This is a genomic window from Planktothrix prolifica NIVA-CYA 540, assembly GCF_963864145.1.
Lineage (GTDB): Bacteria > Cyanobacteriota > Cyanobacteriia > Cyanobacteriales > Microcoleaceae > Planktothrix > Planktothrix agardhii.
This window is the reverse complement of the sequence record NZ_CAWLTW010000002.1, coordinates 51,712-69,313: the sequence shown is the minus strand read 5'-3', so window position 1 is coordinate 69,313 and position 17,602 is coordinate 51,712. Positions and strand designations below refer to the sequence as shown.

General features: G+C 41.9%; 9 protein-coding genes. 8 read left to right on the top strand and 1 reads right to left on the bottom strand.

All coding sequences use genetic code 11. The annotated features are described in order from the left end of the window. The 4 genes from AC559H_RS24850 to psb34 all read left to right on the top strand — a co-directional run. Positions 1-1,094 (top strand): AAA family ATPase (locus tag AC559H_RS24850; RefSeq protein WP_347375206.1); only part of this gene is annotated, 1,094 nt, incomplete at its 5' end. After that, complete coding sequence (locus AC559H_RS24845) at positions 1,091-4,771, top strand: SAV_2336 N-terminal domain-related protein (protein WP_193372522.1); 3,681 nt, start codon at positions 1,091-1,093, stop codon at positions 4,769-4,771. The genes AC559H_RS24850 and AC559H_RS24845, both read left to right, overlap by 4 nt. A gap of 679 nt (positions 4,772-5,450) precedes the next feature. Then, positions 5,451-7,124 carry a group II intron reverse transcriptase/maturase gene (gene ltrA / locus AC559H_RS24840; RefSeq protein ID WP_026796177.1) on the top strand — a complete coding sequence of 558 codons (1,674 nt, stop codon included), beginning with the start codon at positions 5,451-5,453 and terminating at the stop codon, positions 7,122-7,124. 369 nt (positions 7,125-7,493) lie between these two features. Then, entirely contained in the window at positions 7,494-7,658 is a 165-nt protein-coding gene (gene psb34 / locus AC559H_RS24835) for a photosystem II assembly protein Psb34 (RefSeq protein ID WP_036834240.1), read from the top strand. 66 nt (positions 7,659-7,724) lie between these two features. Here the strand turns inward: psb34 and AC559H_RS24830 are convergent, their stop codons facing one another. Further along, complete coding sequence (locus tag AC559H_RS24830) at positions 7,725-8,021, bottom strand: HNH endonuclease (RefSeq protein WP_026796179.1); 297 nt, start codon at positions 8,019-8,021, stop codon at positions 7,725-7,727. A gap of 1,217 nt (positions 8,022-9,238) precedes the next feature. Here AC559H_RS24830 and AC559H_RS24825 point away from each other — a divergent pair. The 4 genes from AC559H_RS24825 (at position 9,239) to AC559H_RS24810 (ending at position 17,591) form a co-directional block, all read left to right on the top strand. Then, entirely contained in the window at positions 9,239-12,655 is a 3,417-nt protein-coding gene (locus tag AC559H_RS24825; RefSeq protein WP_026796178.1) for a hypothetical protein, read from the top strand. A 61-nt stretch (positions 12,656-12,716) separates the two neighbouring features. Continuing rightward, the gene (locus tag AC559H_RS24820) at positions 12,717-13,391 is read left to right on the top strand and encodes a tyrosine-type recombinase/integrase (RefSeq protein WP_051319878.1); all 675 of its coding nucleotides are present in this window, start codon (positions 12,717-12,719) and stop codon (positions 13,389-13,391) included. Between the two features lie 710 nt (positions 13,392-14,101). Continuing rightward, positions 14,102-15,775 (top strand): group II intron reverse transcriptase/maturase, encoded by a 1,674-nt coding sequence (gene ltrA / locus AC559H_RS24815; protein WP_026796177.1) that lies wholly within the window; start codon positions 14,102-14,104, stop codon positions 15,773-15,775. A gap of 670 nt (positions 15,776-16,445) precedes the next feature. Continuing rightward, positions 16,446-17,591: an acyl-CoA dehydrogenase family protein gene (locus tag AC559H_RS24810; protein ID WP_026789275.1), complete on the top strand. Its 1,146-nt coding sequence runs from the start codon at positions 16,446-16,448 to the stop codon at positions 17,589-17,591. Positions 17,592-17,602: the final 11 nt, after the last annotated feature.

Below are 17,602 nucleotides of genomic sequence, written 5' to 3'. Positions count from 1 at the left end.
TATTAGTAAAGGAGATTATGAAAGAAATGAAAGACTGGAAAATTTTTTGTGGAGCGAATACATCCCATAACGACATACAACAGCTTCCTCCGCCTCCAAGTTGGCGAAAATTTAGCAGTTTAGAAAATGATATAATTGATGAGAGCAAACAACGTTGGCAGAAAATACAAAACTTAGCCAAAAAAGCTGAACGAGATCAAAGCCGAGGTCAATCTTTTCGGATTCAAAACAATCAAGATGAAGTTGTTAATGCTGTTAATGCTGCTCTTTATCTCCGACGCCCGTTATTAATAACAGGTAAACCGGGATCGGGTAAAACCTCTTTAGCTTATGCGATCGCCTATGAACTGCAATTAGGGGTTGTGTTAGCATGGCCAATTACTGCTCGTTCCACCTTAGAGGATAGTCTTTATCGCTATGATGCGATCGCTCGTTTGCAAGATGCCCAATTGAATAAACAGGAGAATTCTACTCAAGATCCTCTGGCTAATATTGGTCAATATATTCAGCTTAATGCTGTCGGAACTGCTTTTTTACCCAGCCCATATCCTCGCGTTCTCTTGATTGACGAAATCGATAAGAGTGATATCAATTTACCCAATGATTTACTCAATCTGTTTGAAGAAGGGGAATTTGAAATTCCCGAATTAGTTCGTATATGTCAAAAAATGCCGGAAGTCAAAATCCGTACAAAAGATGAAGGAATAGATGCCACAATTAGAGCAGGTCGGGTTCGTTGCTCTGCTTTTCCATTAATTGTCATGACCAGTAACGGTGAACGTGATTTCCCTCCCGCCTTCTTAAGACGATGTTTACGGGTAAATATGCCAGATCCTAATGGAGTGGCTCTCCAAGAGATTGTTCAAGCTCATCTCAAAGCGGATTTAGACGAACAACAATGGCAGGACGCTCAAGACAAAATTAACGCTCTCATTCAACAATTTCTTGACTCTAACACGACAGATAGATCGACCGATCAATTGTTAAATGCTGTTTATCTCATCACACGCAATGTTTGTCCTAATATCACTGACCAAGAGGAAATTAGAAAGCTGTTGTTCAAACGTTTAACCAGTGCGGAGGACAACAGATGAGGGAACAATTGATTGCTGCTTTGGGTGTAGAATTTGATCTAACAGCAGAAGAAATTGCTGATATTTTGTGGCTTGCCCTCCAACAATCTAGTGAATTCTTTTCATCTTCTCAACCGAGTTCTGAAAAGCAACCTGTTGCATTAACACCCACCGTCAATCTTTCTCGTCCCGATGATTCTAAACGCTCCAATTCTTCTACTCGTTCTTCATCTGCCGAACCTCTTGTAGAAGAACCTCCCACTGACTTAATTGCTGAGGACAATCCAAAAGCCCAAATTTACCCAACAACTCAATCCAACCGTCAACGCTCTACAACCACAGGAACGCTGTCCTTAGCGTTACCGGATGCCCCCTCACTGCGAGAACCTTTATCTCTAACGCGAGCCTTGCGTCCGTTGATGAGTCGAGTTCCTTCCCCTAAAGCAACGCAGATCAATGAAACCGCAACTGCTGAACGGACTGCTGCCGAAGGACTCTGTATTCCCGTTCTCCAACCTCTAAAAGAACCCTGGTTAGAAATCGCCCTCGTCGTTGATGAAGGCATTTCGATGGTCATCTGGCGACACACCGTTATTGAACTGAAGCGACTCCTAGAACATTACGGTGCATTTCGAGATGTGAGAACCTGGGCATTGGTCAATGACGAGCAGCAGAAAACTATTTTCCTACGAGCCGGAATTGGAGTCACAACAAATAACCCTCGTCTACACAGTCCAAAGGAATTAATTGATCCGGCAAAGCGACGGTTAGTTTTGGTAGTTAGTGATTGCGTTTCAGCGATGTGGAGGAATGGGGATATTTTACCCGCTTTGCAAGTTTGGGCAGAAAACGGGCCAATGGCAGTGGTACAGATGTTGCCGCAGTGGTTATGGAACAGAACGGCTCTCGGTTTAGCAACATCGGCACGGTTTTCTGGACTCACCCCTGGCGTTGCGAATACTGCTTTGCAAATGCAAGTGTCTTCACTCTGGGATGATGAAGATTTTGAGCAAGGAATTAAAGTTCCCGTCCTCACCCTTGAACCAGAGATGGCAGCCACTTGGAGCAAAATGGTATCGGGTCAGGGTAATATTTGGGCTCCTGGTTTTGTCTTCGCTCCTGCTCCAGACTTAGAAGAGGAAACAGCGCCTCAAGAGAACTCAACCTCCTTATCCGCAGAAGAACGAGTTCAAGGATTCCGCTTGAATGCGTCTCCTCTGGCTCGTCGGCTTGCGGGTTTACTGTCTGCTGCCCCAACAATTTGTTTGCCTGTGGTTCGCATCATTCAAGATGCTATGCTCCCTGCATCTAGGCAAGTTCATGTCGCCGAGGTGTTTTTGGGAGGGTTACTCAAACCTGTATCTGAGATTAAACCCAACACTAATCCCGATGCGGTTCTATATGATTTTATCGAGGGAGTACGAGAATTATTGCTGAATTCTACTCCTCAATCAGATTCTCTGACTGTTCTGAATGCTGTTTCTGAGTATGTCGCTGAACGAATGGGGAAAAATTTGTACGAATTTAATGCTTTGCTGAAAAATCCTCAACAATCTAATAACCAAGACGAACAAGAACAGATTCAACACTTTGCAGAAATAACATCAAAAGTGTTAAAGCGTTTGGGAGGAGAATATGCTCGTTTTGCAGAAGAAATTGAAAATTTTGAACATCAAAATGAAAAATCACAACAGAGGAAAATTGAAACTCCTACCGTTAAGAAACATAGGGAAATTATTGACAGTAATGTCAATCCTAAAACGATTTTAATTCTGGCGGCGAATCCAACTAATACGAATCGGTTGCGATTAGAGGAAGAAATTCGGGAAATTGACGAAGGGTTGCGACGGGCTAATCAACGACATCAGTTTAAATTAGAACAAAAATGGGCGGTTCGTTCCCATGATGTTTATCGGGGAATTTTAGATTATCAACCCCAGATTGTTCACTTCTGTGGACATGGGGATGGAATTGTTCTCGAAGACGACACCGGAAAAATGGTCTTCCTGGAGACGAAAACCCTCGCCAGTATGTTTAAATTATTTGCTAAAAAAAGTGTTGAATGTGTAATTTTTAATGCCTGTTATTCGGAAGTTCAAGCCGAGGCAATTAGTCAATATGTGGATTATGTATTAGGGACGAAGAAAGCGGTGGGAGATCAAGCCGCCGTTGCCTTTTCCGTTGCTTTTTATGATGCTTTAGCGGCTGGATATGAATTTGAAGAAGCTTATGAGTTAGGCTGTTCCCAGATGATGAGTTTCTTAGAATATGAAACTCCGGTTTTAAAGAAAAAACCTTTAATTCCAACTGCTGTTAATACGGATATTCCGATTCTTGACGACGTTATTCCCCCGAACCCTTACCAAGGATTTGCAGCTTTTGGAGAAGAAGATGCCGACTTCTTTTTTGGGCAAGAAAACTTTATTAATAAATTAGTAGAAGTTACCCAAAATCAACCGTTAGTCGGAATTATTGGGCCGAGTAGCAGTGGAAAATCCTCGGTGGTTTTTGCAGGTTTAATTCCGAAATTGCGACAACAGGGGAACTGGTTAATTGAGGTTTTCCGTCCAGGTAAAGAACCGTTTTTACCCTTAGCTTCTGCCTTAGTTCGACAACTGGAACCGGAAGCGGGAGAAACACAATTCTTGCGGGAATCTGTGGGACTCGCTAGTGATTTTCAACAAGGGAGAATCACAGTACAACAGGTGATTTCTCGCATTTTAGAACGAAATCCTGGGAAACGATTATTATTAGTCGCCGACCAATTAGAAGAACTGTTTACCCTGTGTCCAGTTAAGGAAGAACAGGAACACTTTGCTGATGAATTACTAGCGGTTATTGCTCAAGAAAATATTAGATTAGTTTTTACCTTACGGGCAGATTTTTATGGTTATGTTTTGTCCTATCGTCCCTTTCGGGATGCCTTACAGGAATATACCCCCCAGTTACTGAGTTCCATGAAACGGAAAGAATTACAAGCCGCCATTGAACTTCCTGCCCAAAAATTAGAAGTACAATTAGAAGAACAATTAACTCAAAGAATTCTGGATGATGTGGAGCAAGAACCGGGGAATTTACCGTTATTAGAATTTACCTTAACTCAGTTATGGGAAAAACAGAAAAACAGAACGTTAACTCATGCAGCCTATGAAGAAATTGGGGGGGTTAAAAAAGCCATTACTAATTATGCCGAACAAGTTTATCAAAGATTGAGTGAACCGGAGAAACAACAGGCGCAGCGAATATTTGTGCAGTTAGTGCGTCCGGGGGAAGGAACGGAAGACACCCGACGAGTGGCAACAAAAACGGAACTAAATGATAGAAATTGGAATTTAGTTAAACAATTAGCGGATGCGAGATTAGTGGTGACGGGACGACAGGAACAGGAAGATACCGTCGAAGTAGTCCATGAAGCACTCATTCGAGAATGGCAAAGGTTGCGGGAGTGGATGAATGCTAACCGTCAGTTTAGAACTTGGCAAGAACGGTTAAAGGTGGCGTTACAGGAATGGAAAAACTATAACTATGAGACGGAAGGGTTGTTGCGGGGAACTGCGTTATCAGTGGCGGAAAATTGGTTGCATCAACGGGGGGATGAAATGACCCAGGAGGAACGAGATTTTATTCAGGAGAGCATAAAAAGGAATAAAAAAGCTTCTTCGTCATTTTGGAATAAGTTCAGAAATTTCGGCCGTTGAATCTATATTGCCTAGACAATATAGAAATAGCGAAGCTGGCGTAGAAATAGCGAAGCTGACACCAAGTGCGTGCGACATGAAGTCATCTACTAAGCACGACAGTGCCTGATGACTGAGAGGCTGTCCTCTCCAGAGAATCCTTTCTCTCTGTTCCCACGTAAAAGGGTCACGTTACCCCGCCTACGCTGAAAGTAAGTAATGAAATCAGTGGAATGCAAGGCACGAAAGTCCAATCTACTAATAGCCTAAATTGGTAGAAGGAGGAGGGAAAGACCGAGACGGGTTAACGAAAGTGAACCATTATAAGCTCCGTGATTGGCAGAGGAGTGAAATCAGGCTGAAACACTCTAACCAAAATGGTAAGTGAGCGGGTTGCTGGGGTGCGCTTATCAGCAATGAAAGGACAAAAGCTCATCGGAGTATAGATGGAACCCAACACGGTTGATAGTCAAGTAGATGGAACATGGTAAGCCCAATGGATTCTGTGAACAGTTTCCTCTGTTCAAAGTAGGTCAACTGCAAAGAAGACGGAACTATCCAGTGGGTAAAGGATGCCAGAGGAAGCAAAAGCTCTCGGTAATGCGGGAGATAGAGGCGAAAACTTAACCTCACGTTGAAAGACGGCAGACTTCTGGCAGGTCATCAACGATAAACCAACGTAAAGAAACCTAATAAGAGCGTGAAAGATAGAGTCTCATCAGACATCGGAGCGCAAAGACAGCCAACGAATTGGTCTGACATTGATTGGAAGACCGTTAAGAAGCGTGTCAGGAATCTGCGACAGAGGATTTATCGTGCTACTGAGAACGGTCAATGGAATCGGGTCAGAAGCCTGATGAAATTGATGTTACGCAGTTACTCCAACCTATTAGTATCCGTGCGACGGGTAACTCAAGAAAACAAGGGAAAAAACACCCCAGGTGTAGACGGGCAAATTGCTTCCACCTCGGAGCAAAGGCTCAATTTAGTGCAGAAAATGCAGGAATACTCTCTATGGAAAGTTCGCCCAACTCAGAGGGTTTACATCCCTAAAGCTAAGGGAAAATTTAGACCATTAGGAATTCCAACCCTGACTGACCGAATTGCACAAGCCCTTGTGAAAAACGCTTTAGAGCCAAGCTGGGAAGCTCGCTTTGAAGCGAATTCTTACGGATTTCGTCCCGGTAGAAACTGTCATGATGCTATTGAACAGGCATGGCTAAGATTACACTCTGGGAGAGATACCTGGGTTTTAGATGCTGATATTAAAGGAGCATTTGATAACCTAAGCCATGATTATATTCTCAAAGCAATTGGACAAGTTCCAGGCCGAGAATTAATCAAACAATGGCTCAAAGCCGGATACATTGAAGCTAAGATGTTTCATGCAACCGAAAGCGGAGTTCCACAAGGGGGTATCATCTCTCCACTTTTAGCAAATATCGCGCTAGATGGCTTAGAGAGATTGCTATCTAAATACACTAAAATTAAAGTGTATAAAACAGCAAAGCATCATCCCCCTAAATATGGATTTATTCGCTATGCGGATGACTTTCTAGTAACAGCAGAAAGTCAAGAAGACATCATAGCTATTCTTCCCGTTATCCAAGTTTTTCTGGCTGAAAGAGGATTAGTATTAAACCAGGATAAAACCAACATTGTTTCTGTGGAACAAGGTATTAATTTTTTAGGGTTTCATATCCGGCGGTTCAAGAATCATTGCTATAGCTTACCTCAAAAGGAGAAAGTGAAAACCTTTCTTCAGGGGATTCGAGACTGGTTAAAAGCTAATAAACAAGTGAAGCCAGAAGCAGTGATTTATCATCTTAATCCGATTTTACGAGGCTGGGGAAACTACTATAAAACGGGAGTAAGCAAACAGGTGTTTAACTATATTGACCACGAGGTTTGGAAGGCTCTGTGGAGATGGGCTTTAAGACGACATCCTACAAAAGGGAAAAGATGGGTTGCTAAAAAATATTTCCGAACTCTTCATGGTAGAGATTGGAACTTTACAACTCAAGTCCTAAACCGAAGGGGTAAACCGCAGGCTCTAACCTTGATTTGGCTATCGGATGTTCTAATCCAACGTCACGTTAAGGTTAAAGGCACATCATCCCCAGATAACCCAGCACTTTCAGACTACTGGTTTCATCGTCAAACTCGATACGGCAAAACTTATTGGGATAAAGGCTCTAAGCTTTATCGAGTTGCGACTAACCAAAATTGGCGATGCCCAGTTTGTAACGAACACCTGTTTAATGGAGAACCGCTACATACTCATCACAGCGTGCAGCTAAAACATGGTGGAACTGATGCAGAGGAAAATCTGATTCATCTTCATCAATCTTGTCACCAACTTCTGCACCGCTAGGAAAATGTTCTGAGTTGCAGATGGCTTGAGCGGCTTGATGGGAAACTGTCACGAGCCGTTCTGAGGGGGGAAGGATGCGGCGACGTATGCCTTCCTACCCGACAAAGTAGCAATTTAAAGCCCGTCTGTGTAAGGGTTACAGCGATTAGTCGTAATAATTTGTTACAACCTGTCCCATTTCGCGCGTATCTCGGTGGCTACCGAATAGCGTAACGAAACGAATAGCATAGCAGACTAATCAATAGATTATTCAAAAATTCCCTGTGACAAACATCACCTCGGTTATTGAGTCAAGTCACTGTAACAATCCTTAACATTCCGTTACATTAATTTACATACACAAGCAAATTAAATTCAAGGAAAAACACCATGAGAACCACCAACGAAAATGGAATCCTAAATAACTACGCCACCGAACCCAAACTTTATTTTGCCGAATACCCATCACCCGAACAGCAAAGTCGCTATGCCCTTCAAGCCGCTGCTGCTGCACTTCTGTTGACTTCCCTGCTCTTGATTGCTTTTGCTGCCTAAAATCATGGGCTATTATCAAAATCACAATTCTTTGAACTGCCTCATCCGGGGCGGTTTTTCCGTATTTTACGGTAGTTTTAAGTCAAGGAATAACTGCCCAGGTGAGATATTTCCACGACTGCGACAATGACAAGCTAAATGGCAACTACTACACAAAGCCACTAAATTTTCTAACCTATTATCCCCAGGGTCACAATTCCAATGGTGGACTTGCAACACATAAGCTCGACGTTTTAGGTTATCGGGTAAGGTTTCTCCAGGTTTCAGACATAAACGACCACATCGTTGACATTGCCAATTCGCCGCTTCCTTAACCGCCAAAGCGAGTTGCTTCCAATTTTCAGGATAACGATTTAAACTCATAGACTGATTTATTAATTTTTATTAAGGCTTTGATATTTATTGATGTTTCCCCTCAAGCACTTCTTACAGTCTAGTTTTTTATTGACCCGTTGAGGTAATGAATAACATAACGGATAACATAACGGATAACATAACAAATAACATAACAAATAACAGATAACATAACGAATAACATAACGAATAACAGGAATAGCAAATGAATCAATATATCTGGACTAATTGTTAAAGGGAAACATTCATAAAAACCCCCTAACTTCGGGGCCAGGGGATTTCTGGCGGATCGCTAAATCAGTTTTGTTTGTTGCTTCAATTTGCAATCCCATTACTGAGGATTCTTAGCTAATTATCTGAATTGCACACCGAAACCTCAAGAAACACCTCAAGAAATTCCTGAAAAAAACTATCCAGATTATTCACTTCAATATGGAATTAGGGAATTGGGCTATCTCAACGGCCGTCCAAATTGTTGAGGTACTGATAGATGGCAATACCCTGAATCACGGGTACTGGAATCTGATTTGAAATGGGTTAGGTCGGCATCGGAGGACTAAATACATGATTGAGGCTGTTAATGGGGGGAATCCTAAGAACTGTCACATATTCATCAGAACTGTTACATAGATTTGATTCTTTAACCAATCAATTCTGTACATACAACGGCGGGCGGTAAAACTGTGACTGTATTGATTTGCGGGGACGACGACGTAAATTCTCATCGTATATATTCTAATTTTTCTATTGATCTATCAAAGTAAAATATGCTACATTATTCCCACCTTGAAAAAAAAATATCCAAAATAAAAAAAAGCCACCTCGCCAAAGGTGGGTATCCAAATAATTTGTTTTAAAATGTATAACCAATCTAACATACTTACTTGCCGACGTAAAGCAGGGGAACCGATTCCCTCAAAGCCAAATCCTCAAATTCTTATCTGGTTGTTCAGTAATATAACTAGATCACACAATCTACAGAATGAACAACGGATTTATATAGATTGCAATAATCAGCACCTCTCAACGATTCAAGGGGGTGCGAGATGAGTACCTCCGACACCACATTAAAAGGAAAGGCGATCGCCTCAAGCAAGCGTAACCCATGCCCAATCTGTGAAAAAACGCACGGTTGCAAAATTTCAGACAATTTAATAATGTGCCTACGGGGTGATAGCAATTGGAGCATACCCGGATGGAAATATCTCAAACCTCTCAGGGGAGGTATGGGGGGATTGTTCGGGGCCGATTCAGGGGAGCGTCAAGAATACAGACCGGAACAGCAACCCAAAGCCGCCAAACCTTCAAACATTACCCCGTTGACTGATGAACAATTAAATAATGAAGCCAGAAAAATTCTCAAGCAATTGGGACTTACTGCCAAACATCGGGAACAGTTGCACGGTCGCGGCTTAACCGATGCTCAAATTGATTCAATCGGGTTTAAGTCGGTTGACCGCTATCAAGAATTTAATCTGATCTCGATTAGTCCTAACTTCCCTGGGATGGGAGACAAGGGAACTCTAGCCAATAGCGGATCAGGAATTCTGATTCCTATTCGGAATATCAAAGGATTAATCATTGGGTTTCAGATTGCTAGGGATGATCGGAATCCTAAATATCAATGGCTTTGGGGAAGTAGCGATCGCCGCGTGTCCGGTGAACTACCATTACAGTTTTTAAAATTAAATAGTTCCCCTGATTTAAACATTATAGAGGGAACACAAAAACCCTTACCCGCAGCGCATTTACACAATATTAATGTGTTGGGTGCTGGCGGTGTGAATTGGCATGGCTCTAAGAAGGAATTTAAAGCTATTGTTGATTCCAAAAACTTTGATTTATACATCTTAAACCCTGACACTGGATGCCAAGCTAATCATCATGTAATGGGTGCTTATCGGGAATTGTATCTATTCCTTAAAAAGCTCGGAATTACCCTTTATATAAGAGATTGGGGACAAGGTGATAGACCAAAATCAGATAAAGTTGATATTGATGAGATTACCACAGAAACCTTTAACAATGCTCGGATTATCTCTTATATAGAATGGGATAATCAGGTTATTGATCAGGGAGAATTGAGTGAAGAACAATGGTTTAATCGCTTTAAATTACCGAAATTACAAAACGATTTAGCACGGATTGTTAAACGTTTTTACAGTCGGGTAAACCAGAAAAATAAACCTGTTACACCCGAACAAAACCCCGAAGCCAAACCCGTAATAATCCCAGAACAAAAAATAGAATGTAGCGCGATTGTACTATGGAAACCACAGCCTTTAATCTCAATAACCTACACCCCCGGACAATTGCCAACGATTGACGAATGGCAACAGATGGGACACCCTAAAATCATTTTTAATAATGGGGAAAGGTTGGCTTGCTATGGTGAAGCGTGCGAGAAGGGATTTAAACATTTATTAGACACAACCGCTGCGGGTCACGGAAAATCGTTTGATTCTGGGTTAGCTACACTTGAAACCTTTGGGATTGACCCCGATGACAAGGAGAATAAAGCCAGAATATTCTATCTATCACCTGATCATAGAAATCCAACTAACGCAACTGTAGAAGCCAATTATGTTGATTTAGAAGCCCGACATAATGGCTTAAATTATGACACTGACCGCACTACTGCTTTAGGAAAATCTCACGTTATCCGAGCTAAAAATCAAAACCCTGATATTCCCTCGAATTGTCCAGAAAACCAAACATTCTTAACAGTTGCAGAAATGGGATTATCTGCTTTTGGTGGTAAAGATTCTCCTATCTGTCAATCGTGTCCATTACTTAATCAAGGTTGTTTATTTTTGGAAAACAGACGGTACACATTAACTAATGAAAGGTTGATTCGTGCCGACATCAACTCGATACACCCATCATCAGATGACATTTTAATTCTTGATGACCTATCTATCGAAAACACTCATCAAATAACTGTTGAGATTAATGATGTCTTGATGATGGTTGGTAAACTTCAGTTAAGGGCTGATCATCGTCTTTTCAAGATATTAAGACCTATCCTAGTTGAGATTTACAAAGGATTATTGGCAGTGACAACAGAAAAACATAGATACGGAATCAGCCATCGGGAAGTAGTGGAATTAATGCCAACTATTGACGAATTAAATCAATTAATTTTTGATTTATATTCTGATGATTGGTTAGCTTGTGATAATGTTTGGGGGACTCCAATCTATCATTATGAAATGATTAACGGAATCCCAGAAGCCACCAAGGTTATAGGGGAAAATTTTATAGCACCATCATTAATTGATTTAAGGAATGAGTGCTATAAAATCCTTGAGAATTACGCTAAATTTATCAACGGATTGCAGACACCGGAAGAAAAACAAGAGGCAATTAAAGACAATGTAATTCCGCATTGGCTACCTGCTTTGATTGATTGTTTAATTGGAAATAAACGGATTAATTTAAGGATTGATAACGGTAAATTAATCATCACTAAATTATCAAAACGTCACCGGAATATTATCAAAAGTGCGGGGCTCTCAATCGCTTTAGATGCCACTCAAAATAAACGAGATTATGCTTTATCTTTAGGGATTAGTCTTAATGAAATCCTAGAGGTATCAGAGGTTAAACAATCGACTCCTAACCTAACTATTCACATTATTAAAGGAATGGGTCAGGGGGGGAAACAACGGCGCGACACGATGCAGGAACGGATTAATATTGCGATTAATGCGATCGCCAAACGACACCAAGGGCAAAACATCGGACTGATTGATCATAAGAGCGCGGTAGCTAATTACCAGGATTTGGGACACAAGCTGGGTTATTGGCATAAGGACACTCGCGGCTCTAATCAATTCCTAAATACTCAAGTCATGGTTAGTGTCGGGCACCCGTGCCCAAACTTAGGACAAGTCGCCGCCGAATACCAAACTTTAACGGGTTATTTTCCTACACCGGATCAACGCACGGGCCTTTACGGGGACTGGGTAAACCGAAAAATCGAAGCCGAATTAATTCAATATGGGGGACGGCTCCGAGCGCACCTCAGACCGACTGAGGAACTGCACTGCTATTTTGTCGCTGATCTGGATGACGACACCCTGAGTGCCATTAGACTCGCCTACCCGACTGCTACCGTCACTGTTGAAGATATCTATGACATTGCACCCGAAGCCGCATCAAAAGGTGTCCAAACCATGCGGGGGATTATTGAGGCTTTATGGTCATCGGTTAAGTCCGGTGTAGTCGCAACCATTGACGATATCGCCTCTCAGTTAGCTATCACCAAAAGCGGGGTGTCAAAATGTCTCAAAGACCGATTAAGTATAGGTTTCAGGACGGTTAAAAAAAGTTTACTTTTGTTATTAGAGGCTCTTAATAACAAAAGTCAACTTTCTGAACTCGATGAGGAGAGTAAATACATCGCGTTGGAATACCTACCTAATGTCGTCCGAGACTTGGAAAATGGTCAAATCACGCCTGCCGATGTAGTGGTTGAGGTGGTAAATACCGCTAAAGCGTTTGGTGAAAGGCAATTCAGGCATATTTTAGCCGCGACTCCGATCCCAATACTTTGTAAGTTATGGGGCGCTGTTCTAACTTTCTTACCGTTGAAGATCAGACAGGAGTTGATTGGTTTACCCGATAAGTTGATTTTTTAATCCCACTTGCAAAGGCACTACCCACGCCCTAACAATCCTCTTAACGGGTATGGGTGCTGATGTGAAAGTAAACAGGCACGGCAAGGCTAAAATTTTAACCCATGATGAAATTCAAACCCTATTTAAAGATGGACTCAACAACCTCAGAGATCGGGTAATTTTTGCTGTCTGTTTGTTTACGGCGGCAAGGATTAATGAAGCTTGCACCCTTCACACCTTGGATGTTTACGACAGGAGAGGCAACGTTAGAGTTGAGTTAACCTTTCGGAAGTCCAACACCAAGGGAAAACTAGCGACCCGAACCATCCCAGTGATTGATGAGTTGAGGGGGTATTTAGAAAAGTACAGACCAGAAGCGGGTAGAAAATGGTTGTTTCCCGGTGGTGTGTTCCGAGACAACCCAGCCACTCATTTGAACCCTCGTTCTGCCAGTCGGGTTCTTAAAAAAGCTTTTGACCGGGTTGAGATTGATGGGGCTAGTACCCATTCAATGCGTCGCACCGCTTTAACCTTGATGAGTAATGCTGGTATCCCACTCCGAACCATTCAGGAAGTCTCAGGGCATCGCAACCTTGAGCAACTACAGCAATATCTGGAAATTCAACCCGAACAGGTTAGAGGGGCTGTTTCCATCCTTTCTATGCTTTCCCCTATTGACGATACCCCTGTGAATATACACTCATATCTTCACAACCCACCCCTGGAACCTTTGCCATCTGACAACAGTAGCCTATAGGTTAACGGGGTAAAGCCGAGATCCGCGCAAAATAGGACACGATGTAAAGTTTTGTTATAACTAATCGCTGTAACCTTTACACAGATGGGCTTTAAATTGCGTGCGACATGAAGTCATCTACTAAGCACGACAGTGCCTGATGACTGAGAGGCTGTCCTCTCCAGAGAATCCTTTCTCTCTGTTCCCACGTAAAAGGGTCACGTTACCCCGCCTACGCTGAAAGTAAGTAATGAAATCAGTGGAATGCAAGGCACGAAAGTCCAATCTACTAATAGCCTAAATTGGTAGAAGGAGGAGGGAAAGACCGAGACGGGTTAACGAAAGTGAACCATTATAAGCTCCGTGATTGGCAGAGGAGTGAAATCAGGCTGAAACACTCTAACCAAAATGGTAAGTGAGCGGGTTGCTGGGGTGCGCTTATCAGCAATGAAAGGACAAAAGCTCATCGGAGTATAGATGGAACCCAACACGGTTGATAGTCAAGTAGATGGAACATGGTAAGCCCAATGGATTCTGTGAACAGTTTCCTCTGTTCAAAGTAGGTCAACTGCAAAGAAGACGGAACTATCCAGTGGGTAAAGGATGCCAGAGGAAGCAAAAGCTCTCGGTAATGCGGGAGATAGAGGCGAAAACTTAACCTCACGTTGAAAGACGGCAGACTTCTGGCAGGTCATCAACGATAAACCAACGTAAAGAAACCTAATAAGAGCGTGAAAGATAGAGTCTCATCAGACATCGGAGCGCAAAGACAGCCAACGAATTGGTCTGACATTGATTGGAAGACCGTTAAGAAGCGTGTCAGGAATCTGCGACAGAGGATTTATCGTGCTACTGAGAACGGTCAATGGAATCGGGTCAGAAGCCTGATGAAATTGATGTTACGCAGTTACTCCAACCTATTAGTATCCGTGCGACGGGTAACTCAAGAAAACAAGGGAAAAAACACCCCAGGTGTAGACGGGCAAATTGCTTCCACCTCGGAGCAAAGGCTCAATTTAGTGCAGAAAATGCAGGAATACTCTCTATGGAAAGTTCGCCCAACTCAGAGGGTTTACATCCCTAAAGCTAAGGGAAAATTTAGACCATTAGGAATTCCAACCCTGACTGACCGAATTGCACAAGCCCTTGTGAAAAACGCTTTAGAGCCAAGCTGGGAAGCTCGCTTTGAAGCGAATTCTTACGGATTTCGTCCCGGTAGAAACTGTCATGATGCTATTGAACAGGCATGGCTAAGATTACACTCTGGGAGAGATACCTGGGTTTTAGATGCTGATATTAAAGGAGCATTTGATAACCTAAGCCATGATTATATTCTCAAAGCAATTGGACAAGTTCCAGGCCGAGAATTAATCAAACAATGGCTCAAAGCCGGATACATTGAAGCTAAGATGTTTCATGCAACCGAAAGCGGAGTTCCACAAGGGGGTATCATCTCTCCACTTTTAGCAAATATCGCGCTAGATGGCTTAGAGAGATTGCTATCTAAATACACTAAAATTAAAGTGTATAAAACAGCAAAGCATCATCCCCCTAAATATGGATTTATTCGCTATGCGGATGACTTTCTAGTAACAGCAGAAAGTCAAGAAGACATCATAGCTATTCTTCCCGTTATCCAAGTTTTTCTGGCTGAAAGAGGATTAGTATTAAACCAGGATAAAACCAACATTGTTTCTGTGGAACAAGGTATTAATTTTTTAGGGTTTCATATCCGGCGGTTCAAGAATCATTGCTATAGCTTACCTCAAAAGGAGAAAGTGAAAACCTTTCTTCAGGGGATTCGAGACTGGTTAAAAGCTAATAAACAAGTGAAGCCAGAAGCAGTGATTTATCATCTTAATCCGATTTTACGAGGCTGGGGAAACTACTATAAAACGGGAGTAAGCAAACAGGTGTTTAACTATATTGACCACGAGGTTTGGAAGGCTCTGTGGAGATGGGCTTTAAGACGACATCCTACAAAAGGGAAAAGATGGGTTGCTAAAAAATATTTCCGAACTCTTCATGGTAGAGATTGGAACTTTACAACTCAAGTCCTAAACCGAAGGGGTAAACCGCAGGCTCTAACCTTGATTTGGCTATCGGATGTTCTAATCCAACGTCACGTTAAGGTTAAAGGCACATCATCCCCAGATAACCCAGCACTTTCAGACTACTGGTTTCATCGTCAAACTCGATACGGCAAAACTTATTGGGATAAAGGCTCTAAGCTTTATCGAGTTGCGACTAACCAAAATTGGCGATGCCCAGTTTGTAACGAACACCTGTTTAATGGAGAACCGCTACATACTCATCACAGCGTGCAGCTAAAACATGGTGGAACTGATGCAGAGGAAAATCTGATTCATCTTCATCAATCTTGTCACCAACTTCTGCACCGCTAGGAAAATGTTCTGAGTTGCAGATGGCTTGAGCGGCTTGATGGGAAACTGTCACGAGCCGTTCTGAGGGGGGAAGGATGCGGCGACGTATGCCTTCCTACCCGACAAAGTAGCACTTCATGACAGCTTCGCTATTTGGCTATTTCATTGAGAGACTCGAAACTAATCAAAATCAAACCTCCCTATCAACATATTAGCGATTTAGAGAGAGCAAGTAATTATGGAAGGACAGACAAAGATTTTGTTGATTTAACAGAATGTTGTGAGATCACTGAATCAGGGGAAGAATTTTTAAACTACTTAAATAAGATTTCTAGCATAAAGTGAGCCAGTTATTGCTTGGTTAGACACAAAAGCAAACTAGAAAAATATGCACATCCCTGACTACATCGACAACACCACCCACACCCTAGAAACCATCCTCAAACAACTGATTGAGGACGAAAACCAACGCATCCTCGACATCGCTACATCGTGATAAATTTTGCGCGTATCTTGTCTTTACCCCAATGCCGTCGTTATCGAAATCGTCGTCGCCGTTATGGTCTTCGTTGTAATTTGTTGTCAGCCATTTATAATTATGAGTTGACACTCTTAGTCTGAAAGTAAAAGTTTGTCATTATAGCATATATTTTTTTTCAAGAGGTCTATTATATTAAACAGGAGAAGGTTAATGGATTTTTATTGGACTAAAGAACAGATTGAAATTAAGGAAAGCGTAAGTCAGTTTACCAAAAAATTATTGATAGAAAATCTCGTCGAACTAGACCAACAGGAATTGTTTAACCTAGATGGCTGGAAAAAGTGTGGAGAGTGGGGAATTATGGGATTGCCAATTCCACAGGAATATGGTGGAAAAGAATTAGACCCCCTAACAACTATTTATGCTTTAGAAGGTTTGGGATACGGTTGTAAAGATAACGGCTTGCTTTTCTCAATTGCCGCTCATACCTGGGCTTGCGAAATTCCTCTATTGACGTTTGGTACTCCAGCACAAAAACTCAAGTATCTTCCCAAACTTGCTAAAGGCGAATTCATTGGTGCTCACGCAGTAACAGAAATCGATGCAGGTTCGGATGTTTACAGCTTGCAAACTACTGCCCAAAAACAAGGCGATAAGTATATTTTAAATGGTAGTAAAATGTTTGTAACTAACGGTGAAATTGCCAATCTAATTTTAGTCTTTGCCAACATACAACCCGAACGAGGAAAAAGGGGAATTACTTGTTTTTTAGTAGAAAAAGATTCTCCAGGTTTTATTGTCAAAAGAAAGATGTCAAAAATGGGATTAAAAACGGCACAAATGGCTGAATTAATTCTAGATAACTGCGAAGTCCCCGTCGCTAACTTACTTCTTAAAGAAGGTGCGGGAATGGCTGTATTTAGTCACAGTATGGAATGGGAACGGGGTTTCATCCTTGCTAGTGCTATTGGTACTATGGAAAGATTGATCGAACAATGCACTCAATATGCCAAACAACGACAGCAATTTCAACAGCCAATCGGCAAATTTCAATTGATTGCTAGTAAGCTGGTGGATATGAAGATGCGATTGGAAACAGCTAGAAGTTTATTGTATAAATTTGGCTGGTTGAAACAACAAGGTAAATCTGCTTTGATGGAAGCAGCGATGGCAAAACTTTATATTAGCGAATCTTGGGTACAGTCGTGTTTAGATGCGATTCAAATTCATGGGGGATATGGTTATTTGACGGAACTTGAGTTGGAACGAGAGTTACGGGATGCTTTGGGAAGTCGGCTTTATTCGGGAACTTCTGAAATTCAGTACCAAATTATTGCTCAGTTTATGGGATTGTAATTTCATCTAGG

What these genes read in the sequence shown, in the direction of transcription:
- AC559H_RS24845 (WP_193372522.1), top strand. Translation starts at nt 1,091, where the DNA reads ATGAGGGAACAATTGATTGCTGCTTTGGGTGTAGAATTTGATCTAACA.
- AC559H_RS24810 (WP_026789275.1), top strand. Translation starts at nt 16,446, where the DNA reads ATGGATTTTTATTGGACTAAAGAACAGATTGAAATTAAGGAAAGCGTA.
- AC559H_RS24830 (WP_026796179.1), bottom strand. Translation starts at nt 8,021, where the DNA reads ATGAGTTTAAATCGTTATCCTGAAAATTGGAAGCAACTCGCTTTGGCG.
- psb34 (WP_036834240.1), top strand. Translation starts at nt 7,494, where the DNA reads ATGAGAACCACCAACGAAAATGGAATCCTAAATAACTACGCCACCGAA.
- AC559H_RS24825 (WP_026796178.1), top strand. Translation starts at nt 9,239, where the DNA reads ATGGGGGGATTGTTCGGGGCCGATTCAGGGGAGCGTCAAGAATACAGA.